The sequence below is a fragment of the Streptomyces kronopolitis genome (assembly GCF_014646275.1).
GTDB lineage: Bacteria > Actinomycetota > Actinomycetes > Streptomycetales > Streptomycetaceae > Streptomyces > Streptomyces kronopolitis.
This window is the reverse complement of the sequence record NZ_BMND01000022.1, coordinates 72,590-89,286: the sequence shown is the minus strand read 5'-3', so window position 1 is coordinate 89,286 and position 16,697 is coordinate 72,590. Positions and strand designations below refer to the sequence as shown.

Genomic DNA, 16,697 nt, shown 5'->3' with positions numbered 1-16,697 from the left:
AGATGGCAAAGCAGATCAAGGGCATCCTGGGCGAGAAGCTCGGCATGACCCAGGTCTGGGACGAGAACAACCGTGTCGTCCCGGTGACCGTGGTGAAGGCCGGCCCCTGTGTCGTTACCCAGGTGCGCACCAATGACCAGGACGGCTACGACTCCGTCCAGATCGCCTTCGGCGAGATCGACCCGCGCAAGGTGAACAAGCCCCTCAAGGGCCACTTCGCGAAGGCCGACGTCACCCCCCGTCGCCACCTCGTCGAGGTCCGTACCACCGATGCCGGTGAGTACACCCTCGGCCAGGAAGTGACCGCTGAGACCTTCGAGTCCGGCGTCAAGGTGGATGTGACCGGCAAGAGCAAGGGCAAGGGCTTCGCCGGTGTCATGAAGCGTCACGGCTTCCATGGCGGCAAGGCCTCCCACGGTGCCCACCGCGTGCACCGTAAGCCTGGCTCCATCGGTGGCTGTGCCACCCCGGGCCGCGTGTTCAAGGGCATGCGGATGGCCGGCCGTATGGGCAATGAGCGGGTCACCACCCAGAACCTGACCGTCCATGCCGTTGACGCGGAGAAGGGCCTGCTGCTCATCAAGGGCGCAGTTCCTGGTCCGAACGGCGGCCTCGTCCTGGTCCGTACCGCGGCCAAGGGGGCCTGAGGTAACCGATGAGCACCATTGACATCCTTTCGCCGGCAGGCGACAAGGCCGGTAGCGTCGAGCTCCCCACGGAGATCTTCGACGCCAAGGTCAGCGTTCCGCTGATCCACCAGGTCGTTGTCGCACAGCTGGCCGCGGCCCGTCAGGGCACGCACAAGACCAAGACTCGCGGCGAGGTCCGCGGCGGTGGCAAGAAGCCTTACCGCCAGAAGGGCACCGGCCGGGCGCGTCAGGGTTCGACCCGTGCGCCGCAGTTCGCCGGCGGTGGCATCGTCCACGGCCCCGTGCCGCGTGACTACAGCCAGCGGACCCCGAAGAAGATGAAGGTCGCCGCCCTGCGCGGTGCCCTCACCGACCGGGCCCGCAACAGCCGTATCCACGTCGTTTCCGGCGTGGTCGAGGGCGACATCTCCACCAAGGCCGCCAAGACTCTCCTCGGCAAGGTCAGCGAGCGCAAGAACGTGCTCCTGGTCGTCGAGCGCAGCGACGAGGCCGCGTGGCTGTCCGCCCGCAACCTGCCCCAGGTGCACATCCTGGAGCCGGGCCAGCTGAACACGTACGACGTGCTCGTCTCCGACGACGTGGTCTTCACCAAGGCCGCCTTCGAGTCCTTCGTGTCTGGCCCCAAGGCCAACGCTGAGACCGAAGGGAGCGACGCCTGATGACTGAGGCCGTCGTCACCAGCAAGACCTTCACGGACCCGCGTGACGTTCTCGTCAAGCCGGTGGTTTCCGAGAAGAGCTACGCGCTGCTGGACGAGAACAAGTACACGTTCATCGTCGCGCCCGGCTCGAACAAGACCCAGATCAAGCAGGCCGTCGAGGCGGTCTTCTCGGTCAAGGTCACCGGGGTCAACACGATCAACCGGCAGGGCAAGCGCAAGCGCACCCGCACCGGTTACGGCAAGCGCGCGAACACCAAGCGCGCCATCGTGACCCTCGCCGAGGGCGACCGTATCGACATCTTCGGCGGCCCGGTCTCCTAACGGAGTCCGAGTCGTCCGGAATCGGACGAGGACTGAGAAATGGGTATCCGCAAGTACAAGCCGACGACCCCGGGCCGTCGTGGCTCCAGCGTCGCCGACTTTGTCGAGATCACGCGGTCCACGCCGGAGAAGTCGCTGGTCCGCCCCCTGCACAGCAAGGGCGGCCGTAACAACGCCGGTCGTGTGACCGTTCGCCACCAGGGCGGTGGCCACAAGCGCGCCTACCGAGTGATCGACTTCCGTCGTCACGACAAGGACGGCGTGCCGGCCAAGGTCGCGCACATCGAGTACGACCCCAACCGCACCGCGCGCATCGCGCTCCTGCACTACGCAGACGGCGAGAAGCGCTACATCATCGCGCCCCGTGGCCTGGCCCAGGGTGCTCGGATTGAGAACGGCCCTGGCGCCGACATCAAGCCGGGCAACAACCTGCCGCTGCGTCACATCCCCGTGGGTACGACGATCCACGCGATCGAGCTGCGTCCGGGCGGCGGTGCGAAGTTCGCCCGCTCGGCCGGTGCCTCCGTGCAGCTGCTGGCGAAGGAGGGCCGCATGGCCCACCTCCGTATGCCGTCCGGTGAGATCCGCCTGGTCGACGTGCGCTGCCGCGCCACCGTCGGCGAGGTCGGCAACGCCGAGCAGTCGAACATCAACTGGGGCAAGGCCGGCCGTATGCGCTGGAAGGGCGTCCGCCCGACCGTGCGTGGTGTCGTCATGAACCCGGTCGACCACCCGCACGGTGGTGGTGAGGGCAAGACCTCCGGTGGTCGCCACCCGGTCTCGCCCTGGGGTCAGAAGGAGGGTCGTACTCGTTCGCCGAAGAAGGCGAGCAACAAGTACATCGTCCGCCGCCGCAAGACGAACAAGAAGCGCTAGGAGCGGGTTTAGATGCCGCGCAGTCTCAAGAAGGGGCCCTTCGTCGACGACCACCTTTCCAAGAAGGTGGATGTTCAGAACGATGCCGGCACCAAGAACGTCATCAAGACCTGGTCCCGCCGCTCCATGATCGTCCCGGCCATGCTCGGCCACACGATCGCGGTGCACGACGGCCGCAAGCACGTCCCGGTGTTCGTCACCGAGTCGATGGTCGGCCACAAGCTCGGCGAGTTTGCGCCGACCCGCACCTTCCGCGGCCACGAGAAGGACGACCGCAAGTCGCGGCGTCGTTGATCGGCGGAGTGCGAAGACTATGACTGACACCGAAGGGACAACCATGGAAGCCAGGGCCCAGGCGCGGTACATCCGCGTCACGCCCATGAAGGCCCGCCGCGTGGTGGACCTTATCCGTGGCATGAATGCCACGGAGGCTCAGGCGGTCCTGCGTTTCGCCCCGCAGGCCGCGAGCGTGCCGGTGGGCAAGGTGCTGGACAGCGCCATTGCCAACGCCGCGCACAACTACGACCACACCGACGCCGGCAGCCTCGTCATCTCCGAGGCATACGTCGACGAGGGCCCGACCCTGAAGCGGTTCCGTCCGCGTGCCCAGGGCCGTGCCTACCGGATCCGCAAGCGGACCAGCCACATCACCGTGGTCGTCAGCAGCAAGGAAGGAACCCGGTAATGGGCCAGAAGGTTAACCCGCACGGGTTCCGGCTCGGCATCACCACCGACTTCAAGTCGCGTTGGTACGCCGACAAGCTGTACAAGGACTACGTCAAGGAAGACGTCGCCATTCGTCGCATGATGACGAAGGGCATGGAGCGCGCCGGTATCTCCAAGGTGGAGATCGAGCGCACCCGTGAGCGCGTCCGCGTTGACATCCACACCGCTCGTCCGGGCATCGTCATCGGCCGCCGCGGCGCCGAGGCGGACCGCATCCGCGGCGAGCTGGAGAAGCTGACCGGCAAGCAGGTCCAGCTGAACATCCTCGAGGTCAAGAACCCCGAGGTGGACGCTCAGCTGGTGGCCCAGGCCGTCGCCGAGCAGCTGTCCTCCCGCGTCTCCTTCCGTCGCGCCATGCGTAAGAGCATGCAGTCGACGATGAAGGCCGGCGCCAAGGGCATCAAGATCCAGTGCGGTGGCCGCCTCGGCGGCGCCGAGATGTCCCGCTCGGAGTTCTACCGCGAGGGCCGTGTGCCCCTGCACACGCTCCGCGCGAACGTCGACTACGGCTTCTTCGAGGCCAAGACCACCTTCGGCCGCATCGGCGTGAAGGTCTGGATCTACAAGGGCGACGTCAAGAACATCGCCGAGGTGCGTGCCGAGAACGCTGCCGCCCGTGCGGGTAACCGCCCGGCCCGCGGTGGCGGCAACGACCGCCCGCGCCGCGGTGGCGAGCGTGGCGGCCGCGGTGGCCGCAAGCCGCAGCAGCAGAACGCCGCTGCCGAGGCCCCCAAGGCCGAGGCCGCAGCCGCTGCTCCGGCGGAGACCCCCGGAACGGAGGCCTGACCGACATGCTGATCCCTCGCAGGGTCAAGCACCGCAAGCAGCACCACCCGAAGCGCAGCGGTATGGCCAAGGGTGGCACCGAGCTGGCCTTCGGTGAGTACGGCATTCAGGCCGTCACCCCGGCTTACGTGACGAACCGTCAGATCGAGTCCGCTCGTATCGCGATGACCCGTCACATCAAGCGTGGCGGCAAGGTCTGGATCAACATTTACCCGGACCGCCCGCTCACGAAGAAGCCGGCCGAAACCCGCATGGGTTCCGGTAAGGGTTCTCCGGAGTGGTGGGTCGCGAACGTCAAGCCCGGTCGGGTGATGTTCGAGCTGTCCTTCCCGAACGAAAAGGTTGCCAAGGAGGCGCTGACCCGCGCCGCCCACAAGCTTCCGATGAAGTGCCGCATCGTGCGGCGCGAGGCAGGTGAGTCGTGATGGCGGCCGGTACCAAGGCGACCGAGCTGCGCGAGCTGAATGACGAGGACCTCGTCGGCAAGCTTCGTGAGGCCAAGGAGGAGCTGTTCAACCTCCGCTTCCAGGCGGCGACCGGACAGCTCGAGAACCACGGTCGGCTCAAGTCCGTCCGTAAGGACATCGCCCGGATCTACACCCTGATGCGTGAGCGCGAGCTGGGCATCGAGACGGTGGAGAGCGCCTGATGAGCGAGAAGAATGTGACTGAGACGAACGAGCGCGGCTTCCGCAAGACCCGTGAGGGTCTCGTCGTCAGCGACAAGATGGACAAGACCGTCGTCGTCGCTGTCGAGGACCGCGTCAAGCACGCGCTGTACGGCAAGGTCATCCGCCGTACCAACAAGCTCAAGGCGCACGACGAGCAGAACGCTGCCGGTGTCGGCGACCGCGTCCTCCTGATGGAGACCCGGCCGCTGTCCGCCACCAAGCGCTGGCGCATCGTCGAGATCCTCGAGAAGGCCAAGTAATCACTCCTAGGGGTACGCCCTAGGAGCAGTTCCGCCAGGCTCGGTGAGAAGCGCGAAGCACTCGCGCTTCTCGCCGGGAACCGGCAGACAATCAGGAGATAGACGTGATCCAGCAGGAGTCGCGACTGCGTGTCGCCGACAACACTGGTGCGAAGGAGATCCTTTGCATCCGTGTTCTCGGTGGTTCCGGTCGCCGCTACGCGGGCATCGGTGACGTCATCGTCGCCACCGTCAAGGATGCGATCCCCGGTGGCAACGTGAAGAAGGGTGACGTCGTCAAGGCCGTCATCGTTCGCACCGTCAAGGAGCGCCGCCGTCCGGACGGCTCGTACATCCGCTTCGACGAAAACGCGGCCGTCATCCTCAAGAACGATGGCGACCCCCGCGGCACCCGCATCTTCGGCCCCGTGGGCCGGGAGCTGCGCGAGAAGAAGTTCATGAAGATCATCTCGCTCGCGCCGGAGGTGCTGTAACCGATGAAGATCAAGAAGGGCGACCTGGTCCAGGTCATCACCGGTAAGGACAAGGGCAAGCAGGGCAAGGTCATCCAGGCCTTCCCCCGCGAGGACCGCGTCCTGGTCGAGGGTGTCAACCGGGTCAAGAAGCACACCAAGGCCGGACAGACCGCTCGTGGGTCGAAGACCGGCGGCATCGTGACGACCGAGGCTCCCGTCCACGTCAGCAACGTGCAGCTGGTTGTGGAGAAGGACGGGAACAAGGTCGTCACCCGCGTCGGATACCGCTTCGACGACGAGGGCAACAAGATCCGCGTTGCCAAGCGGACCGGTGAGGACATCTGATGACTGCCACCACCAACGCGCCGCGTCTCAAGACGCGCTACCGCGAAGAGATCGCCGGGAAGCTGAAGGACGAGTTCTCGCTCGAGAACGTCATGCAGATCCCCGGTCTGACCAAGATCGTGGTCAACATGGGTGTGGGCGACGCCGCCCGCGACTCCAAGCTGATCGAGGGCGCCATCCGCGACCTCACCACGATCACCGGCCAGAAGCCGGCCGTCACCAAGGCCCGGAAGTCCATCGCGCAGTTCAAGCTGCGTGAGGGTCAGCCGATCGGCGCCCACGTCACCCTCCGCGGTGACCGCATGTGGGAGTTCCTGGACCGTCTGCTGTCGCTCGCGCTGCCGCGCATCCGCGACTTCCGTGGTCTGTCCCCGAAGCAGTTCGACGGCCGGGGCAACTACACCTTCGGTCTCACGGAGCAGGTCATGTTCCACGAGATCGACCAGGACAAGATCGACCGTACCCGGGGTATGGACATCACCGTGGTCACCACGGCGACCAACGACGACGAGGGCCGTGCCCTCCTTCGTCACCTCGGCTTCCCGTTCAAGGAGGCGTGAGCGAGATGGCGAAGAAGGCTCTGATTGCCAAGGCTGCTCGCAAGCCGAAGTTCGGTGTGCGTGCGTACACGCGCTGCCAGCGCTGCGGCCGTCCGCACTCCGTTTACCGCAAGTTCGGCCTGTGCCGCGTGTGCCTTCGTGAGATGGCTCACCGTGGCGAGCTGCCGGGCGTGACCAAGAGCTCCTGGTAATCCCTTAGTTGGGATGACCAGAAGCTCTCGGTAAGCATTCGGTCGGTGGGCGCCCGGGCCCTTCTTTCCCGTAGGGTGGAAGGGTTTGGGCGCACCGCCGCCGAGACCGACCGCGGGCCGAGCCCGCATAACGTCGCTTACTACGCCGTAGGTCCCCGCGCCGCACCCGTCCCGACTCTGATCGGGGAGAGGGATGGCGCACATAGGAAACCCCGGCGAGAGAGGCCGAAGGCCAATTCATGACCATGACTGATCCCATCGCAGACATGCTGACCCGTCTGCGGAACGCGAACTCGGCGTACCACGACACCGTCGGGATGCCGCACAGCAAGATCAAGTCGCACATCGCGGAGATCCTCCAGCAGGAGGGCTACATCACCGGCTGGAAGGTCGAGGACGCCGAGGTGGGCAAGAACCTCGTCCTCGAGCTGAAGTTCGGCCCGAACCGCGAGCGCTCGATCGCCGGCATCAAGCGGATCTCGAAGCCGGGCCTCCGGGTCTACGCAAAGTCCACCAACCTGCCGAAGGTCCTCGGCGGCCTGGGCGTGGCGATCATCTCCACGTCCCACGGTCTCCTGACCGGTCAGCAGGCCAGCAAGAAGGGCGTGGGTGGGGAAGTCCTCGCCTACGTCTGGTAACCAGGGAACGGAGGAATAGCTAATGTCGCGTATTGGCAAGCTGCCCATCCAGGTTCCCGCTGGTGTGGACGTCACCATCGAGGGCCGCACGGTCGCGGTGAAGGGCCCCAAGGGTTCCCTCTCGCACACCGTTGTGGCGCCCATCGAGGTCGCCAAGGGTGAGGACGGCGTGATCAACGTCTCCCGCCCGAACGACGAGCGTCAGAACAAGGCCCTGCACGGCCTGTCCCGCACGCTGGTGGCGAACATGATCACCGGCGTGACCCAGGGGTACAGCAAGGCGCTCGAGATCAGCGGTGTCGGCTACCGCGTCCAGGCGAAGGGCTCCAACCTGGAGTTCTCGCTGGGCTACAGCCACCCCATCATCGTCGAGGCGCCCGAGGGCATCTCCTTCAAGGTCGAGTCCCCGACCAAGCTCAGCGTCGAGGGCATCGACAAGCAGAAGGTCGGCGAGGTTGCGGCGAACATCCGCAAGCTGCGCAAGCCTGACCCGTACAAGGCCAAGGGCGTCAAGTACGCCGGCGAGGTCATCCGCCGCAAGGTCGGAAAGGCTGGTAAGTAAGCCATGGCATACGGTGTGAAGATCGCCAAGGGCGACGCTTACAAGCGGGCCGCCGCCAAGCGGCGCCACATCCGCATCCGTAAGCGGATTTCGGGTACCCCGGAGCGTCCGCGTCTGGTGGTGACGCGGTCCAACCGTGGCATCACCGCGCAGGTCATCGACGACATCCAGGGCCACACGCTGGCCTCGGCGTCGAGCCTGGACGCGTCGATCCGCGGTGGCGAGGGCGACAAGAGCGCCCAGGCCCAGAAGGTCGGCTCCCTGGTCGCTGAGCGTGCCAAGGCCGCCGGTGTCGAGGCCGTCGTGTTCGACCGTGGTGGCAAGCAGTACGCCGGGCGGATTGCCGCTCTGGCCGACGCCGCCCGCGAAGCCGGGCTGAAGTTCTAAGCCCCGGTTCCGGAGCTAGCGGACGTAACAGAGAGAGGTAATTCCAATGGCTGGACCCCAGCGCCGCGGGAGCGGTGCCGGTGGCGGCGAGCGGCGGGACCGGAAGGGTCGCGACGGTGGCGCTGCCGCCGAGAAGACCGCGTACGTTGAGCGCGTTGTCGCGATCAACCGCGTCGCCAAGGTTGTCAAGGGTGGCCGTCGCTTCAGCTTCACCGCGCTGGTCGTGGTGGGCGACGGTGACGGCACCGTAGGTGTCGGTTACGGCAAGGCCAAGGAAGTTCCGGCTGCCATCGCCAAGGGCGTGGAAGAGGCCAAGAAGAACTTCTTCAAGGTCCCCCGTATCCAGGGCACCATCCCTCACCCCATCCAGGGCGAGAAGGCTGCGGGCGTCGTCCTGCTCAAGCCGGCTTCCCCCGGTACCGGTGTGATCGCCGGTGGCCCCGTGCGTGCCGTTCTGGAGTGCGCGGGCATCCACGACGTGCTGAGCAAGTCGCTCGGCTCGTCGAACCCGATCAACATCGTGCACGCCACGGTGACCGCGCTTCAGGGCCTTCAGCGCCCCGAGGAGATCGCGGCCCGTCGTGGCCTGCCGCTGGAGGACGTTGCTCCCGCCGCTCTGCTGCGGGCGCGTGCAGGGGTGACCGCGTAATGGCGCACCTCAAGATCACGCAGACGAAGTCCTTCATCGGTAGCAAGCAGAATCACCGCGACACCCTTCGTTCGCTGGGCCTCAAGCGGCTCAACGACGTGGTTGTCAAGGAGGACCGTCCCGAGTTCCGCGGCATGGTGCACACCGTCCGCCACCTCGTGACGGTTGAGGAGGTCGACTGACATGGCGGAAAACAACCCGCTGAAGGTCCACAACCTCCGGCCCGCCCCGGGTGCCAAGACCGCCAAGACCCGTGTCGGTCGTGGTGAGGCGTCCAAGGGTAAGACCGCTGGTCGTGGTACCAAGGGCACGAAGGCCCGTTACCAGGTTCCGGAGCGCTTCGAGGGCGGGCAGATGCCCCTCCACATGCGCCTCCCGAAGCTGAAGGGCTTCAAGAACCCCGCCCACAAGCAGTTCCAGGTCGTGAACCTGGACAAGCTGGCCGCGCTCTACCCGCAGGGTGGCGAGGTCACGGTGGCCGATCTGGTCGCCAAGGGCGCGGTGCGCAAGAACGAGCTCGTCAAGGTGCTCGGCGCCGGCGAGGTCTCCGTGGCGCTGCAGGTTTCGGTTGACGCCGTTTCCGGCTCCGCCAAGGAGAAGATCGCCGCTGCCGGCGGCAGCGTGACCGAGCTCATCTGAGCTGTTCGGTTCAACTGACCGGGGATGCCCATCGATTGGGGCATCCCCGGTTGGTCGTTCCACGGGGGTTCCGTCGCCGGTAAGGTGGCATGGACCGTTATTTCCGGGGCCCCGGCCCCGGCCCCCGCCGCGCGGACCGATTTCCGCACGGTTGTGGCCGCCAAGTATTCGTCGATCCTCAAGACCGTCACCTCCCGCATTCGAGGCGGGAGGCGCAGGAGGCACCGTGCTCACCGCGTTCGCCCGAGCGTTCAAGACGCCCGACCTGCGCAAGAAGCTGCTGTTCACGTTGGGCATCGTTGTGCTCTACCGGATCGGCGCACATGTCCCGGTCCCCGGGGTGAACTACGCGAACGTCGAGACCTGCATGAAGCAGGCCGGCGGCAACAGCGGGTTGTTCGCCCTGGTGAACATGTTCAGCGGTGGTGCGCTGCTGCAGATCACGATCTTCGCGCTGGGGATCATGCCGTACATCACGGCGAGCATCATCCTCCAGCTGCTGACCGTGGTGATCCCGCGGCTGGAGGCCCTCAAGAAAGAGGGGCAGTCCGGCCAGGCGAAGATCACCCAGTACACCCGCTATCTGACCGTGGCGCTCGCCATCCTGCAGGGCACCGGCCTGGTGGCCACCGCCCGCAGCGGCGCGCTCTTCCAGAGCTGCCCGGTCGCCAGTGAGATCGTGCCCAGCGACTCGATCTTCACCACCATCACCATGGTCATCACGATGACCGCCGGCACCGGCCTGATCATGTGGCTCGGTGAGCTCGTGACCGACCGCGGCATCGGCAACGGCATGTCGATCCTGATGTTCATCTCGATCGCCGCCGGCTTCCCGGGCGCGCTGTGGCAGATCAAGCTCCAGGGCAAGCTGGCCGACGGCTGGATCGAGTTCTTCGCCGTCATCGCGGTCGGCCTGGCGATGGTCGCCCTGGTGGTCTTCGTCGAGCAGGCCCAGCGGCGCATCCCTGTGCAGTACGCGAAGCGGATGATCGGCCGCCGGTCCTATGGCGGTACGTCCACGTACATCCCGCTCAAGGTGAATCAGGCGGGTGTGATTCCCGTCATCTTCGCGTCATCGCTGCTCTACATTCCAGCCCTCATCGCACAGTTCAGCGGGTCGAAGGCGGCATGGGCGACGTGGATCGCCACCAACTTCACCAAGGGAAATCACCCGGTTTACATCGTTACGTACTTCCTGCTGATCGTGTTCTTCGCCTTCTTCTACGTGGCCATCAGCTTCAACCCCGAAGAAGTTGCCGACAACATGAAGAAGTATGGTGGCTTCATCCCGGGTATCCGGGCTGGTCGCCCGACGGCCGAGTACCTCAGCTACGTGCTCAACCGGATCACGTGGCCGGGCTCGCTGTACCTGGGGCTGATCGCGCTCGTACCAACAGTGGCGTTGGTGCTTTTCAACGCGAACCAGAACTTCCCGTTCGGCGGGACGAGCATCCTCATCATCGTGGGTGTGGGCCTGGAGACCGTGAAGCAGATCGAGAGCCAGCTTCAGCAGCGCAACTACGAAGGGTTCCTCCGCTGATGCGAATCGTCCTCGTCGGACCCCCGGGGGCCGGCAAGGGTACGCAGGCTGCGTACCTTGCCAAGAACCTCGCGATCCCGCACATCTCCACGGGGGACCTGTTCCGCGCCAACATCAGTCAGGGCACGCCCCTGGGTGTCGAGGCGAAGTCATACATGGACGCCGGCAACCTGGTCCCGGACTCGGTGACCATCGGGATGGCCGAGGACCGTATGGAGCAGGCCGACGCCGCCGAGGGTTTCCTTCTGGACGGCTTCCCGCGCAACCTCGGCCAGGCCGAGGCGCTGGACGAGTACCTCAAGAACAGCGGCCTCAAGCTGGACGCCGTTCTGGACCTGGAGGTCCCCGAGGAGGAGGTCGTCAAGCGGATCGCCGGCCGGCGCATCTGCCGCAACGACTCCAGCCATGTCTTCCACGCGGAGTACAACAAGCCCAAGGCCGAGGGCGTCTGCGACGTCTGCGGCGGCGAGCTGTACCAGCGCGACGACGACCGCGAGGCGACCGTCCGCAAGCGGCTGGAGGTCTACCACACGGAGACCGAGCCGATCATCGACTACTACAAGGACCAGGATCTGGTCGTCACGATCCCGGCCCTCGGCAAGGTCGAAGAGGTCACCAAGCGCGCGATGGACGCCCTCCAGCGCGGCGAATAAGCAGCAGGCCGACGGCCGCGGTGCCCCTGGCGGGTACCGCGGCCGCGGTGTATCCGGGGTGCGCCGGTCCGGCTTCCGAACGGTTACCGTAGGCATCGACCATCGAGTGAGAGACCACAGCGGCGGTCGGCCGGCCCCGCGGGAGCGGCGGCGGCCCAGCCGCGAAGGAAGGCCGTAATGGTGGAGATCAAGACCCCCGAGCAGATCGCGAAGATGCGCGAGGCGGGGCTGGTGGTCGCCGCCATCCACGCGGCCACCCGGAAGGCCGCGGTGCCCGGCGCCACGACCAAGGACCTGGACGACGCGGCACGCGCGGTGCTCGCCGATCACGGAGCGAAGTCGAACTTCCTCGGGTACGGGGGCTTCCCCGCGACGATCTGCACCTCGGTGAACGACGTCGTGGTCCATGGCATCCCGGACAGCGAAACGGTCCTGCAAGACGGCGACATCATCTCCATCGACTGCGGCGCGATCATCGACGGCTGGCACGGCGACGCGGCCTACACGGCCTTCGTCGGCACCGGTCACTCCGAGGAGCTGATCGAGCTCAGCCGGGTCACCGAGGAGTCGATGTGGGCGGGCATCGCGGCGGTCGCCAAGGGCAACCGGCTGGTCGACATCTCCAAGGCGATCGAGGGCTACATCCGCCGCCAGCCGCGGCCGGCCGGCGGTAAGTACGGCATCGTCGAGGACTACGGCGGCCACGGCATCGGCTCGCAGATGCACATGGACCCGCACCTGCTGAACTACGTCGACCGCAAGCGCGGCCGCGGCCCCAAGCTGGTGCCCGGCTTCTGCATCGCCATCGAGCCGATGGTCAACCTCGGCACGGCCAAGACCCACGTCCTGGACGACGACTGGACGGTCAAGTCGAACGACGGCAGCTGGTCCTCGCACTGGGAGCACTCGGTCGCGCTGACCGAGGAGGGCCCGCTGGTGCTCACCGCCCCGGACGGCGGCAAGGCCAAGCTGGCCGAGCTGGGGATCACGGTCGCCCCCGACCCCGCCGCACGGTCGTAAGGACCCGGTGGAGACACCCCGCGGACGGGCCGGAGCGGGGCGCGCGGCGCCCTGGGCGCGTAAGGATCACTCGCCGTGGGCAATAATGCTGGATTCGTCTTTTCCCAGGCACTGACGTAGACTGACGCGTCGGCTCTCGTGCATCCGTATGCCCTCTTGGTTGAGGGCGTGAGGCGAGAGAGTCGATCAAGGTAGCCGATTCGAAGGGCGAAGCGTGGCCAAGAAGCAAGGTGCCATCGAGATCGAGGGCACCGTGATCGAGTCCCTCCCGAACGCCATGTTCAAGGTGGAGCTCCAGAACGGTCACAAGGTCCTCGCGCACATCAGCGGCAAGATGCGGATGCACTACATCCGTATCCTCCCGGATGACCGGGTCGTCGTGGAGCTCTCTCCCTACGACCTGACGCGTGGCCGGATCGTCTACCGCTACAAGTAGATCTTGTCGCCGCCCCGCTCTCCCGTGGGGTGACGGCACTGACCCGGAGAACCTCACATCCCATGAAGGTCAAGCCGAGCGTCAAGAAGATCTGCGACAAGTGCAAGGTGATCCGCCGCCACGGCCGGGTCATGGTCATCTGCGACAACCTGCGCCACAAGCAGCGCCAGGGCTGACGCACGCCGACCACCTGCATTTCGCAGTTTTCGCGCGACGCAAGCACATACGTACATACGCAGTCACCCGACCCCCGCATCTCTCGCGTGGGACGACACCCCCGGCTCGGAGGCCGGGGACCCGGCTCGTAATTCTCCAGAGTCTTACGGGAACGGTGCTGCGGAAGACCTCCGAATAGCCATCAGGAGCCACATCAATGGCACGCCTCGCAGGCGTTGATCTCCCGCGCGAAAAGCGCGTGGAGGTCGCCCTCACCTACGTCTTCGGTATCGGGCGGACGCTCTCGCAGCAGACCCTTGCCGCCACCGGCGTGGACCCGAACACCCGGGTTCGCGACCTGGCCGAGGAAGACCTGATCAAGATCCGCGAATTCGTGGACAACAACCTCAAGACCGAGGGTGACCTCCGTCGCGAGATCCAGGCCGACATCCGCCGCAAGGTGGAGATCGGCTGCTACCAGGGTCTGCGTCACCGTCGTGGTCTGCCGGTGCACGGTCAGCGCACCAGCACGAACGCCCGTACCCGCAAGGGTCCGCGTCGCGCGATCGCCGGCAAGAAGAAGCCGGGCAAGAAGTAGTCCTCAGCAGGACGCTCACCAGCGGTCTTCGCTGTAGGACCGACCACCTCCACGGGAGTAATGAATGCCTCCGAAGGGCCGTACGGCCGGCGCCAAGAAGGTGCGCCGCAAGGAGAAGAAGAACGTTGCCCACGGGCACGCTCACATCAAGAGCACGTTCAACAACACGATCGTCTCGATCACGGACCCCACGGGCAACGTGATCTCTTGGGCCTCTGCCGGCCACGTCGGCTTCAAGGGCTCGCGCAAGTCCACCCCCTTCGCCGCGCAGATGGCCGCCGAGTCGGCCGCCCGTCGCGCGCAGGAGCACGGCATGCGCAAGGTCGACGTCTTCGTCAAGGGTCCCGGCTCCGGCCGTGAGACCGCGATCCGCTCCCTCCAGGCCACCGGCCTCGAGGTGGGTTCGATCCAGGACGTCACGCCCACTCCGCACAACGGATGCCGCCCGCCCAAGCGTCGCCGCGTCTGACCACCCTGAAGTAGGAGACAACTAGACAATGGCGCGTTACACCGGGGCCGACTGCAAGCGTTGCCGTCGGGAGAAGCAGAAGCTCTTCCTCAAGGGGAGCAAGTGCGAGAGCGCGAAGTGTCCGATCGAGATCCGTCCTTACCCCCCGGGTGAGCACGGTCGCGGGCGCACCAAGGACAGCGAGTACCTGCTCCAGCTTCGTGAGAAGCAGAAGTGCAGCCGTATCTACGGTGTCCTTGAGAAGCAGTTCGTGAACTACTACAAGGAAGCGAACCAGAAGACCGGCAAGACCGGTGAGAACCTTCTGCGCATCCTTGAGACCCGCCTCGACAACGTGGTCTACCGGGCCGGCTTCGCCAAGTCCCGCGACCACGCCCGTCAGCTGGTGCGTCACGGACACATCACCGTGAACGGCCGCAAGACCGACATTCCGTCGGCCCGCGTGGCCGTGAACGACATCGTCGAGGTCCGCGAGGGCTCTCGGAACCTGACCCCCTTCGAGGTGGCCAAGGCCGAGGCCGGCGAGAAGACGGTTCCGGCCTGGCTGGAAGCGATTCCGTCGAACCTGCGGATCCTCGTGCACAGCATGCCCGAGCGCCAGGTGATCGACACCCAGGTGCAGGAGCAGCTGATCGTTGAGCTCTACTCCAAGTAAGAGCTGACCGGTGGGGGCGGTACGGAGCGTAATGCGCCGTGCCGCCCGTACCCTTGTCAGTACAGCGGGCGTCAAATAGCGGGCGTCCACGACTGAAGGATCGAACACCATGCTGATTGCTCAGCGTCCCTCGTTGACCGAAGAGGTCGTCGACGAATACCGCTCCCGGTTCGTGATCGAGCCGCTGGAGCCGGGCTTCGGCTACACCCTCGGCAACTCCCTGCGTCGCACCCTCCTCTCCTCGATCCCCGGTGCTGCCGTGACCAGCATCCGGATCGACGGTGTCCTGCACGAGTTCACCACCGTGCCGGGCGTCAAGGAGGACGTCACCGACCTGATCCTCAACATCAAGCAGCTGGTCGTCTCCTCGGAGCACGACGAGCCCGTCGTGATGTACCTGCGCAAGCAGGGCCCGGGTCTGGTCACCGCCGCGGACATCGCCCCGCCGGCCGGCGTCGAGGTGCACAACCCCGACCTGGTCCTCGCCACGCTCAACGGCAAGGGCAAGCTGGAGATGGAGCTGACCGTCGAGCGCGGCCGCGGCTACGTCTCCGCCGTCCAGAACAAGCAGGTGGGCCAGGAGATCGGCCGTATCCCGGTCGACTCCATCTACTCGCCGGTGCTCAAGGTCACCTACAAGGTCGAGGCGACCCGTGTCGAGCAGCGCACCGACTTCGACAAGCTGATCGTCGACGTCGAGACCAAGCAGGCCATGCGCCCGCGTGACGCCATGGCGTCGGCCGGTAAGACCCTGGTCGAGCTGTTCGGTCTGGCCCGCGAGCTCAACATCGACGCCGAGGGCATCGACATGGGCCCGTCCCCCACGGACGCCGCCCTCGCCGCCGACCTGGCGCTGCCGATCGAGGAGCTGGAGCTCACGGTCCGCTCCTACAACTGCCTCAAGCGTGAGGGCATCCACTCCGTGGGTGAGCTCGTGGCGCGCTCCGAGGCCGACCTGCTCGACATCCGCAACTTCGGTGCGAAGTCGATCGACGAGGTCAAGGCGAAGCTGGCCGGCATGGGCCTGGCCCTCAAGGACAGCCCGCCCGGATTCGACCCGACCGCCGCGGCGGACGCGTTTGGCGCCGACGACGACGCCGATGCGGGTTTCGTGGAGACCGAGCAGTACTGAGCCTGCGGGTTCGTTGTGCCTGAGGCTTTGTCCTCAAGCGCCGGACGGGCTGATTTTTTTGAATCTTCCGCGGGGCGGCCGCCTCGTGGGAACTGACACCGGTACCTGATACGGCCGGTGCAGCAATGAAGGAGAAACACCATGCCGAAGCCCGCCAAGGGTGCCCGTCTGGGCGGCAGCGCGGCGCACGAGCGTCTCATGCTGCGCAACCTGGCCACCGCGCTCTTCGAGCACGGCCGCATCACGACGACCGAGGCCAAGGCCCGCCGTCTGCGTCCGTACGCCGAGCGTCTGGTGACCAAGGCGAAGAAGGCGGACCTGCACAACCGCCGCCAGGTCATGCAGCTGATCTCGGACAAGAGCGTCGTCCACACGCTCTTCACCGAGATCGCCCCGCGGTTCGAGAACCGTCCGGGTGGCTACACCCGCATCACCAAGATCGGTAACCGCCGTGGCGACAACGCGCCCATGGCCGTCATCGAGCTGGTGGAGGCCCTGACCGTGGCCCAGCAGGCCACCGGTGAGGCCGAGGCCGCGACCAAGCGTGCCGCCAAGGACGCCGAGGCCGCCCCGGCGACCGAGGCGACCGAGGAGTCGAAGGACGCCTGAGTCCTGCCGTGCGTGAGCGGGTCCGCCCTTCGGGGCGGGCCCGCTTTCGTGTG

Annotated in this window: 30 protein-coding genes; all 30 read left to right on the top strand. The window is 66.1% G+C overall.

The window, feature by feature from the left end; all coding sequences use genetic code 11:
* Positions 1-2 precede the first annotated feature (2 nt).
* The 30 genes from rplC to rplQ all read left to right on the top strand — a co-directional run bounded on the left by rplC (position 3) and on the right by rplQ (position 16,644).
* Positions 3-647, top strand: a complete 645-nt coding sequence (gene rplC / locus IEY78_RS22710; protein WP_030986140.1) for a 50S ribosomal protein L3 — start codon at positions 3-5, stop codon at positions 645-647.
* A gap of 8 nt (positions 648-655) precedes the next feature.
* Positions 656-1,309: a 50S ribosomal protein L4 gene (gene rplD / locus IEY78_RS22705; protein ID WP_189101108.1), complete on the top strand. Its 654-nt coding sequence runs from the start codon at positions 656-658 to the stop codon at positions 1,307-1,309.
* Positions 1,309-1,632, top strand: coding sequence for a 50S ribosomal protein L23 (gene rplW / locus IEY78_RS22700; protein ID WP_189101106.1), 324 nt, complete (start codon positions 1,309-1,311; stop codon positions 1,630-1,632). Before rplD ends, rplW begins: the two co-directional genes overlap by 1 nt.
* Before the next feature lie 39 nt (positions 1,633-1,671).
* Positions 1,672-2,508, top strand: a complete 837-nt coding sequence (gene rplB, locus IEY78_RS22695) for a 50S ribosomal protein L2 (RefSeq protein ID WP_018090900.1) — start codon at positions 1,672-1,674, stop codon at positions 2,506-2,508.
* A 12-nt stretch (positions 2,509-2,520) separates the two neighbouring features.
* Complete coding sequence (gene rpsS / locus IEY78_RS22690; protein WP_018090899.1) at positions 2,521-2,802, top strand: 30S ribosomal protein S19; 282 nt, start codon at positions 2,521-2,523, stop codon at positions 2,800-2,802.
* A gap of 43 nt (positions 2,803-2,845) precedes the next feature.
* Positions 2,846-3,193: a 50S ribosomal protein L22 gene (gene rplV, locus IEY78_RS22685; protein WP_037839423.1), complete on the top strand. Its 348-nt coding sequence runs from the start codon at positions 2,846-2,848 to the stop codon at positions 3,191-3,193.
* Positions 3,193-4,020 (top strand): 30S ribosomal protein S3, encoded by an 828-nt coding sequence (rpsC, locus tag IEY78_RS22680; protein ID WP_189101104.1) that lies wholly within the window; start codon positions 3,193-3,195, stop codon positions 4,018-4,020. The genes rplV and rpsC overlap by 1 nt, the downstream gene beginning before the upstream one ends.
* A 5-nt stretch (positions 4,021-4,025) precedes the next feature.
* Positions 4,026-4,445 (top strand): 50S ribosomal protein L16, encoded by a 420-nt coding sequence (rplP, locus tag IEY78_RS22675; protein WP_006604880.1) that lies wholly within the window; start codon positions 4,026-4,028, stop codon positions 4,443-4,445.
* The gene (gene rpmC / locus IEY78_RS22670; RefSeq protein ID WP_018090896.1) at positions 4,445-4,669 is read left to right on the top strand and encodes a 50S ribosomal protein L29; all 225 of its coding nucleotides are present in this window, start codon (positions 4,445-4,447) and stop codon (positions 4,667-4,669) included. The genes rplP and rpmC overlap by 1 nt, the downstream gene beginning before the upstream one ends.
* Positions 4,669-4,950 (top strand): 30S ribosomal protein S17, encoded by a 282-nt coding sequence (gene rpsQ / locus IEY78_RS22665; protein WP_006604882.1) that lies wholly within the window; start codon positions 4,669-4,671, stop codon positions 4,948-4,950. Before rpmC ends, rpsQ begins: the two co-directional genes overlap by 1 nt.
* A 104-nt stretch (positions 4,951-5,054) precedes the next feature.
* Complete coding sequence (rplN, locus tag IEY78_RS22660) at positions 5,055-5,423, top strand: 50S ribosomal protein L14 (RefSeq protein WP_003998823.1); 369 nt, start codon at positions 5,055-5,057, stop codon at positions 5,421-5,423.
* Between the two features lie 3 nt (positions 5,424-5,426).
* On the top strand, positions 5,427-5,750 hold the full coding sequence (gene rplX / locus IEY78_RS22655) for a 50S ribosomal protein L24 (protein WP_006604883.1): 324 nt from the start codon (positions 5,427-5,429) through the stop codon (positions 5,748-5,750).
* Positions 5,750-6,310, top strand: a complete 561-nt coding sequence (rplE, locus tag IEY78_RS22650) for a 50S ribosomal protein L5 (RefSeq protein ID WP_006604884.1) — start codon at positions 5,750-5,752, stop codon at positions 6,308-6,310. Before rplX ends, rplE begins: the two co-directional genes overlap by 1 nt.
* A gap of 5 nt (positions 6,311-6,315) precedes the next feature.
* Positions 6,316-6,501 carry a type Z 30S ribosomal protein S14 gene (locus tag IEY78_RS22645; RefSeq protein WP_003956452.1) on the top strand — a complete coding sequence of 62 codons (186 nt, stop codon included), beginning with the start codon at positions 6,316-6,318 and terminating at the stop codon, positions 6,499-6,501.
* A gap of 239 nt (positions 6,502-6,740) precedes the next feature.
* Positions 6,741-7,139 (top strand): 30S ribosomal protein S8, encoded by a 399-nt coding sequence (gene rpsH / locus IEY78_RS22640; RefSeq protein WP_189101102.1) that lies wholly within the window; start codon positions 6,741-6,743, stop codon positions 7,137-7,139.
* A gap of 22 nt (positions 7,140-7,161) precedes the next feature.
* On the top strand, positions 7,162-7,701 hold the full coding sequence (rplF, locus tag IEY78_RS22635; protein ID WP_189101100.1) for a 50S ribosomal protein L6: 540 nt from the start codon (positions 7,162-7,164) through the stop codon (positions 7,699-7,701).
* A gap of 3 nt (positions 7,702-7,704) precedes the next feature.
* Positions 7,705-8,088, top strand: a complete 384-nt coding sequence (gene rplR, locus IEY78_RS22630; protein ID WP_189101098.1) for a 50S ribosomal protein L18 — start codon at positions 7,705-7,707, stop codon at positions 8,086-8,088.
* A gap of 46 nt (positions 8,089-8,134) precedes the next feature.
* Positions 8,135-8,737 carry a 30S ribosomal protein S5 gene (gene rpsE / locus IEY78_RS22625; RefSeq protein WP_006604888.1) on the top strand — a complete coding sequence of 201 codons (603 nt, stop codon included), beginning with the start codon at positions 8,135-8,137 and terminating at the stop codon, positions 8,735-8,737.
* Positions 8,737-8,919 (top strand): 50S ribosomal protein L30, encoded by a 183-nt coding sequence (gene rpmD / locus IEY78_RS22620; RefSeq protein WP_030074796.1) that lies wholly within the window; start codon positions 8,737-8,739, stop codon positions 8,917-8,919. Before rpsE ends, rpmD begins: the two co-directional genes overlap by 1 nt.
* Position 8,920: 1 nt before the next feature.
* On the top strand, positions 8,921-9,376 hold the full coding sequence (rplO, locus tag IEY78_RS22615; protein WP_189101096.1) for a 50S ribosomal protein L15: 456 nt from the start codon (positions 8,921-8,923) through the stop codon (positions 9,374-9,376).
* Positions 9,377-9,602: 226 nt separating this feature from the next.
* On the top strand, positions 9,603-10,916 hold the full coding sequence (gene secY, locus IEY78_RS22610; RefSeq protein ID WP_189101094.1) for a preprotein translocase subunit SecY: 1,314 nt from the start codon (positions 9,603-9,605) through the stop codon (positions 10,914-10,916).
* Positions 10,916-11,569, top strand: coding sequence for an adenylate kinase (locus tag IEY78_RS22605; RefSeq protein ID WP_189101092.1), 654 nt, complete (start codon positions 10,916-10,918; stop codon positions 11,567-11,569). The genes secY and IEY78_RS22605 overlap by 1 nt, the downstream gene beginning before the upstream one ends.
* 177 nt (positions 11,570-11,746) lie before the next feature.
* Entirely contained in the window at positions 11,747-12,589 is an 843-nt protein-coding gene (map, locus tag IEY78_RS22600) for a type I methionyl aminopeptidase (protein WP_189101090.1), read from the top strand.
* A gap of 214 nt (positions 12,590-12,803) precedes the next feature.
* On the top strand, positions 12,804-13,025 hold the full coding sequence (gene infA, locus IEY78_RS22595) for a translation initiation factor IF-1 (RefSeq protein ID WP_003956442.1): 222 nt from the start codon (positions 12,804-12,806) through the stop codon (positions 13,023-13,025).
* Positions 13,026-13,087: 62 nt separating this feature from the next.
* Positions 13,088-13,201 carry a 50S ribosomal protein L36 gene (gene rpmJ, locus IEY78_RS22590; protein ID WP_003956441.1) on the top strand — a complete coding sequence of 38 codons (114 nt, stop codon included), beginning with the start codon at positions 13,088-13,090 and terminating at the stop codon, positions 13,199-13,201.
* Between the two features lie 197 nt (positions 13,202-13,398).
* Entirely contained in the window at positions 13,399-13,779 is a 381-nt protein-coding gene (gene rpsM / locus IEY78_RS22585) for a 30S ribosomal protein S13 (protein WP_129295752.1), read from the top strand.
* A gap of 64 nt (positions 13,780-13,843) precedes the next feature.
* On the top strand, positions 13,844-14,248 hold the full coding sequence (rpsK, locus tag IEY78_RS22580; protein WP_004571845.1) for a 30S ribosomal protein S11: 405 nt from the start codon (positions 13,844-13,846) through the stop codon (positions 14,246-14,248).
* A gap of 28 nt (positions 14,249-14,276) precedes the next feature.
* Positions 14,277-14,903 carry a 30S ribosomal protein S4 gene (gene rpsD, locus IEY78_RS22575; RefSeq protein WP_042155896.1) on the top strand — a complete coding sequence of 209 codons (627 nt, stop codon included), beginning with the start codon at positions 14,277-14,279 and terminating at the stop codon, positions 14,901-14,903.
* A gap of 109 nt (positions 14,904-15,012) precedes the next feature.
* Positions 15,013-16,035 carry a DNA-directed RNA polymerase subunit alpha gene (locus IEY78_RS22570; protein WP_003956430.1) on the top strand — a complete coding sequence of 341 codons (1,023 nt, stop codon included), beginning with the start codon at positions 15,013-15,015 and terminating at the stop codon, positions 16,033-16,035.
* 141 nt (positions 16,036-16,176) lie between these two features.
* Positions 16,177-16,644, top strand: a complete 468-nt coding sequence (rplQ, locus tag IEY78_RS22565) for a 50S ribosomal protein L17 (RefSeq protein ID WP_189101088.1) — start codon at positions 16,177-16,179, stop codon at positions 16,642-16,644.
* The last annotated feature ends 53 nt before the right edge of the window (positions 16,645-16,697 follow it).

What these genes read in the sequence shown, in the direction of transcription:
- map (WP_189101090.1), top strand. Translation starts at nt 11,747, where the DNA reads ATGGTGGAGATCAAGACCCCCGAGCAGATCGCGAAGATGCGCGAGGCG.
- rpmJ (WP_003956441.1), top strand. Translation starts at nt 13,088, where the DNA reads ATGAAGGTCAAGCCGAGCGTCAAGAAGATCTGCGACAAGTGCAAGGTG.
- IEY78_RS22645 (WP_003956452.1), top strand. Translation starts at nt 6,316, where the DNA reads ATGGCGAAGAAGGCTCTGATTGCCAAGGCTGCTCGCAAGCCGAAGTTC.
- rplX (WP_006604883.1), top strand. Translation starts at nt 5,427, where the DNA reads ATGAAGATCAAGAAGGGCGACCTGGTCCAGGTCATCACCGGTAAGGAC.
- IEY78_RS22570 (WP_003956430.1), top strand. Translation starts at nt 15,013, where the DNA reads ATGCTGATTGCTCAGCGTCCCTCGTTGACCGAAGAGGTCGTCGACGAA.
- rpsE (WP_006604888.1), top strand. Translation starts at nt 8,135, where the DNA reads ATGGCTGGACCCCAGCGCCGCGGGAGCGGTGCCGGTGGCGGCGAGCGG.
- rplE (WP_006604884.1), top strand. Translation starts at nt 5,750, where the DNA reads ATGACTGCCACCACCAACGCGCCGCGTCTCAAGACGCGCTACCGCGAA.
- rpsK (WP_004571845.1), top strand. Translation starts at nt 13,844, where the DNA reads ATGCCTCCGAAGGGCCGTACGGCCGGCGCCAAGAAGGTGCGCCGCAAG.
- rplF (WP_189101100.1), top strand. Translation starts at nt 7,162, where the DNA reads ATGTCGCGTATTGGCAAGCTGCCCATCCAGGTTCCCGCTGGTGTGGAC.
- rplQ (WP_189101088.1), top strand. Translation starts at nt 16,177, where the DNA reads ATGCCGAAGCCCGCCAAGGGTGCCCGTCTGGGCGGCAGCGCGGCGCAC.
- rplP (WP_006604880.1), top strand. Translation starts at nt 4,026, where the DNA reads ATGCTGATCCCTCGCAGGGTCAAGCACCGCAAGCAGCACCACCCGAAG.
- rpmD (WP_030074796.1), top strand. Translation starts at nt 8,737, where the DNA reads ATGGCGCACCTCAAGATCACGCAGACGAAGTCCTTCATCGGTAGCAAG.
- rpsS (WP_018090899.1), top strand. Translation starts at nt 2,521, where the DNA reads ATGCCGCGCAGTCTCAAGAAGGGGCCCTTCGTCGACGACCACCTTTCC.
- rpsC (WP_189101104.1), top strand. Translation starts at nt 3,193, where the DNA reads ATGGGCCAGAAGGTTAACCCGCACGGGTTCCGGCTCGGCATCACCACC.
- rplO (WP_189101096.1), top strand. Translation starts at nt 8,921, where the DNA reads ATGGCGGAAAACAACCCGCTGAAGGTCCACAACCTCCGGCCCGCCCCG.
- rpsD (WP_042155896.1), top strand. Translation starts at nt 14,277, where the DNA reads ATGGCGCGTTACACCGGGGCCGACTGCAAGCGTTGCCGTCGGGAGAAG.
- rplD (WP_189101108.1), top strand. Translation starts at nt 656, where the DNA reads ATGAGCACCATTGACATCCTTTCGCCGGCAGGCGACAAGGCCGGTAGC.
- rpmC (WP_018090896.1), top strand. Translation starts at nt 4,445, where the DNA reads ATGGCGGCCGGTACCAAGGCGACCGAGCTGCGCGAGCTGAATGACGAG.
- IEY78_RS22605 (WP_189101092.1), top strand. Translation starts at nt 10,916, where the DNA reads ATGCGAATCGTCCTCGTCGGACCCCCGGGGGCCGGCAAGGGTACGCAG.
- rplW (WP_189101106.1), top strand. Translation starts at nt 1,309, where the DNA reads ATGACTGAGGCCGTCGTCACCAGCAAGACCTTCACGGACCCGCGTGAC.
- rplR (WP_189101098.1), top strand. Translation starts at nt 7,705, where the DNA reads ATGGCATACGGTGTGAAGATCGCCAAGGGCGACGCTTACAAGCGGGCC.
- rpsH (WP_189101102.1), top strand. Translation starts at nt 6,741, where the DNA reads ATGACCATGACTGATCCCATCGCAGACATGCTGACCCGTCTGCGGAAC.
- rplC (WP_030986140.1), top strand. Translation starts at nt 3, where the DNA reads ATGGCAAAGCAGATCAAGGGCATCCTGGGCGAGAAGCTCGGCATGACC.
- rplB (WP_018090900.1), top strand. Translation starts at nt 1,672, where the DNA reads ATGGGTATCCGCAAGTACAAGCCGACGACCCCGGGCCGTCGTGGCTCC.
- rpsM (WP_129295752.1), top strand. Translation starts at nt 13,399, where the DNA reads ATGGCACGCCTCGCAGGCGTTGATCTCCCGCGCGAAAAGCGCGTGGAG.
- rpsQ (WP_006604882.1), top strand. Translation starts at nt 4,669, where the DNA reads ATGAGCGAGAAGAATGTGACTGAGACGAACGAGCGCGGCTTCCGCAAG.
- rplV (WP_037839423.1), top strand. Translation starts at nt 2,846, where the DNA reads ATGGAAGCCAGGGCCCAGGCGCGGTACATCCGCGTCACGCCCATGAAG.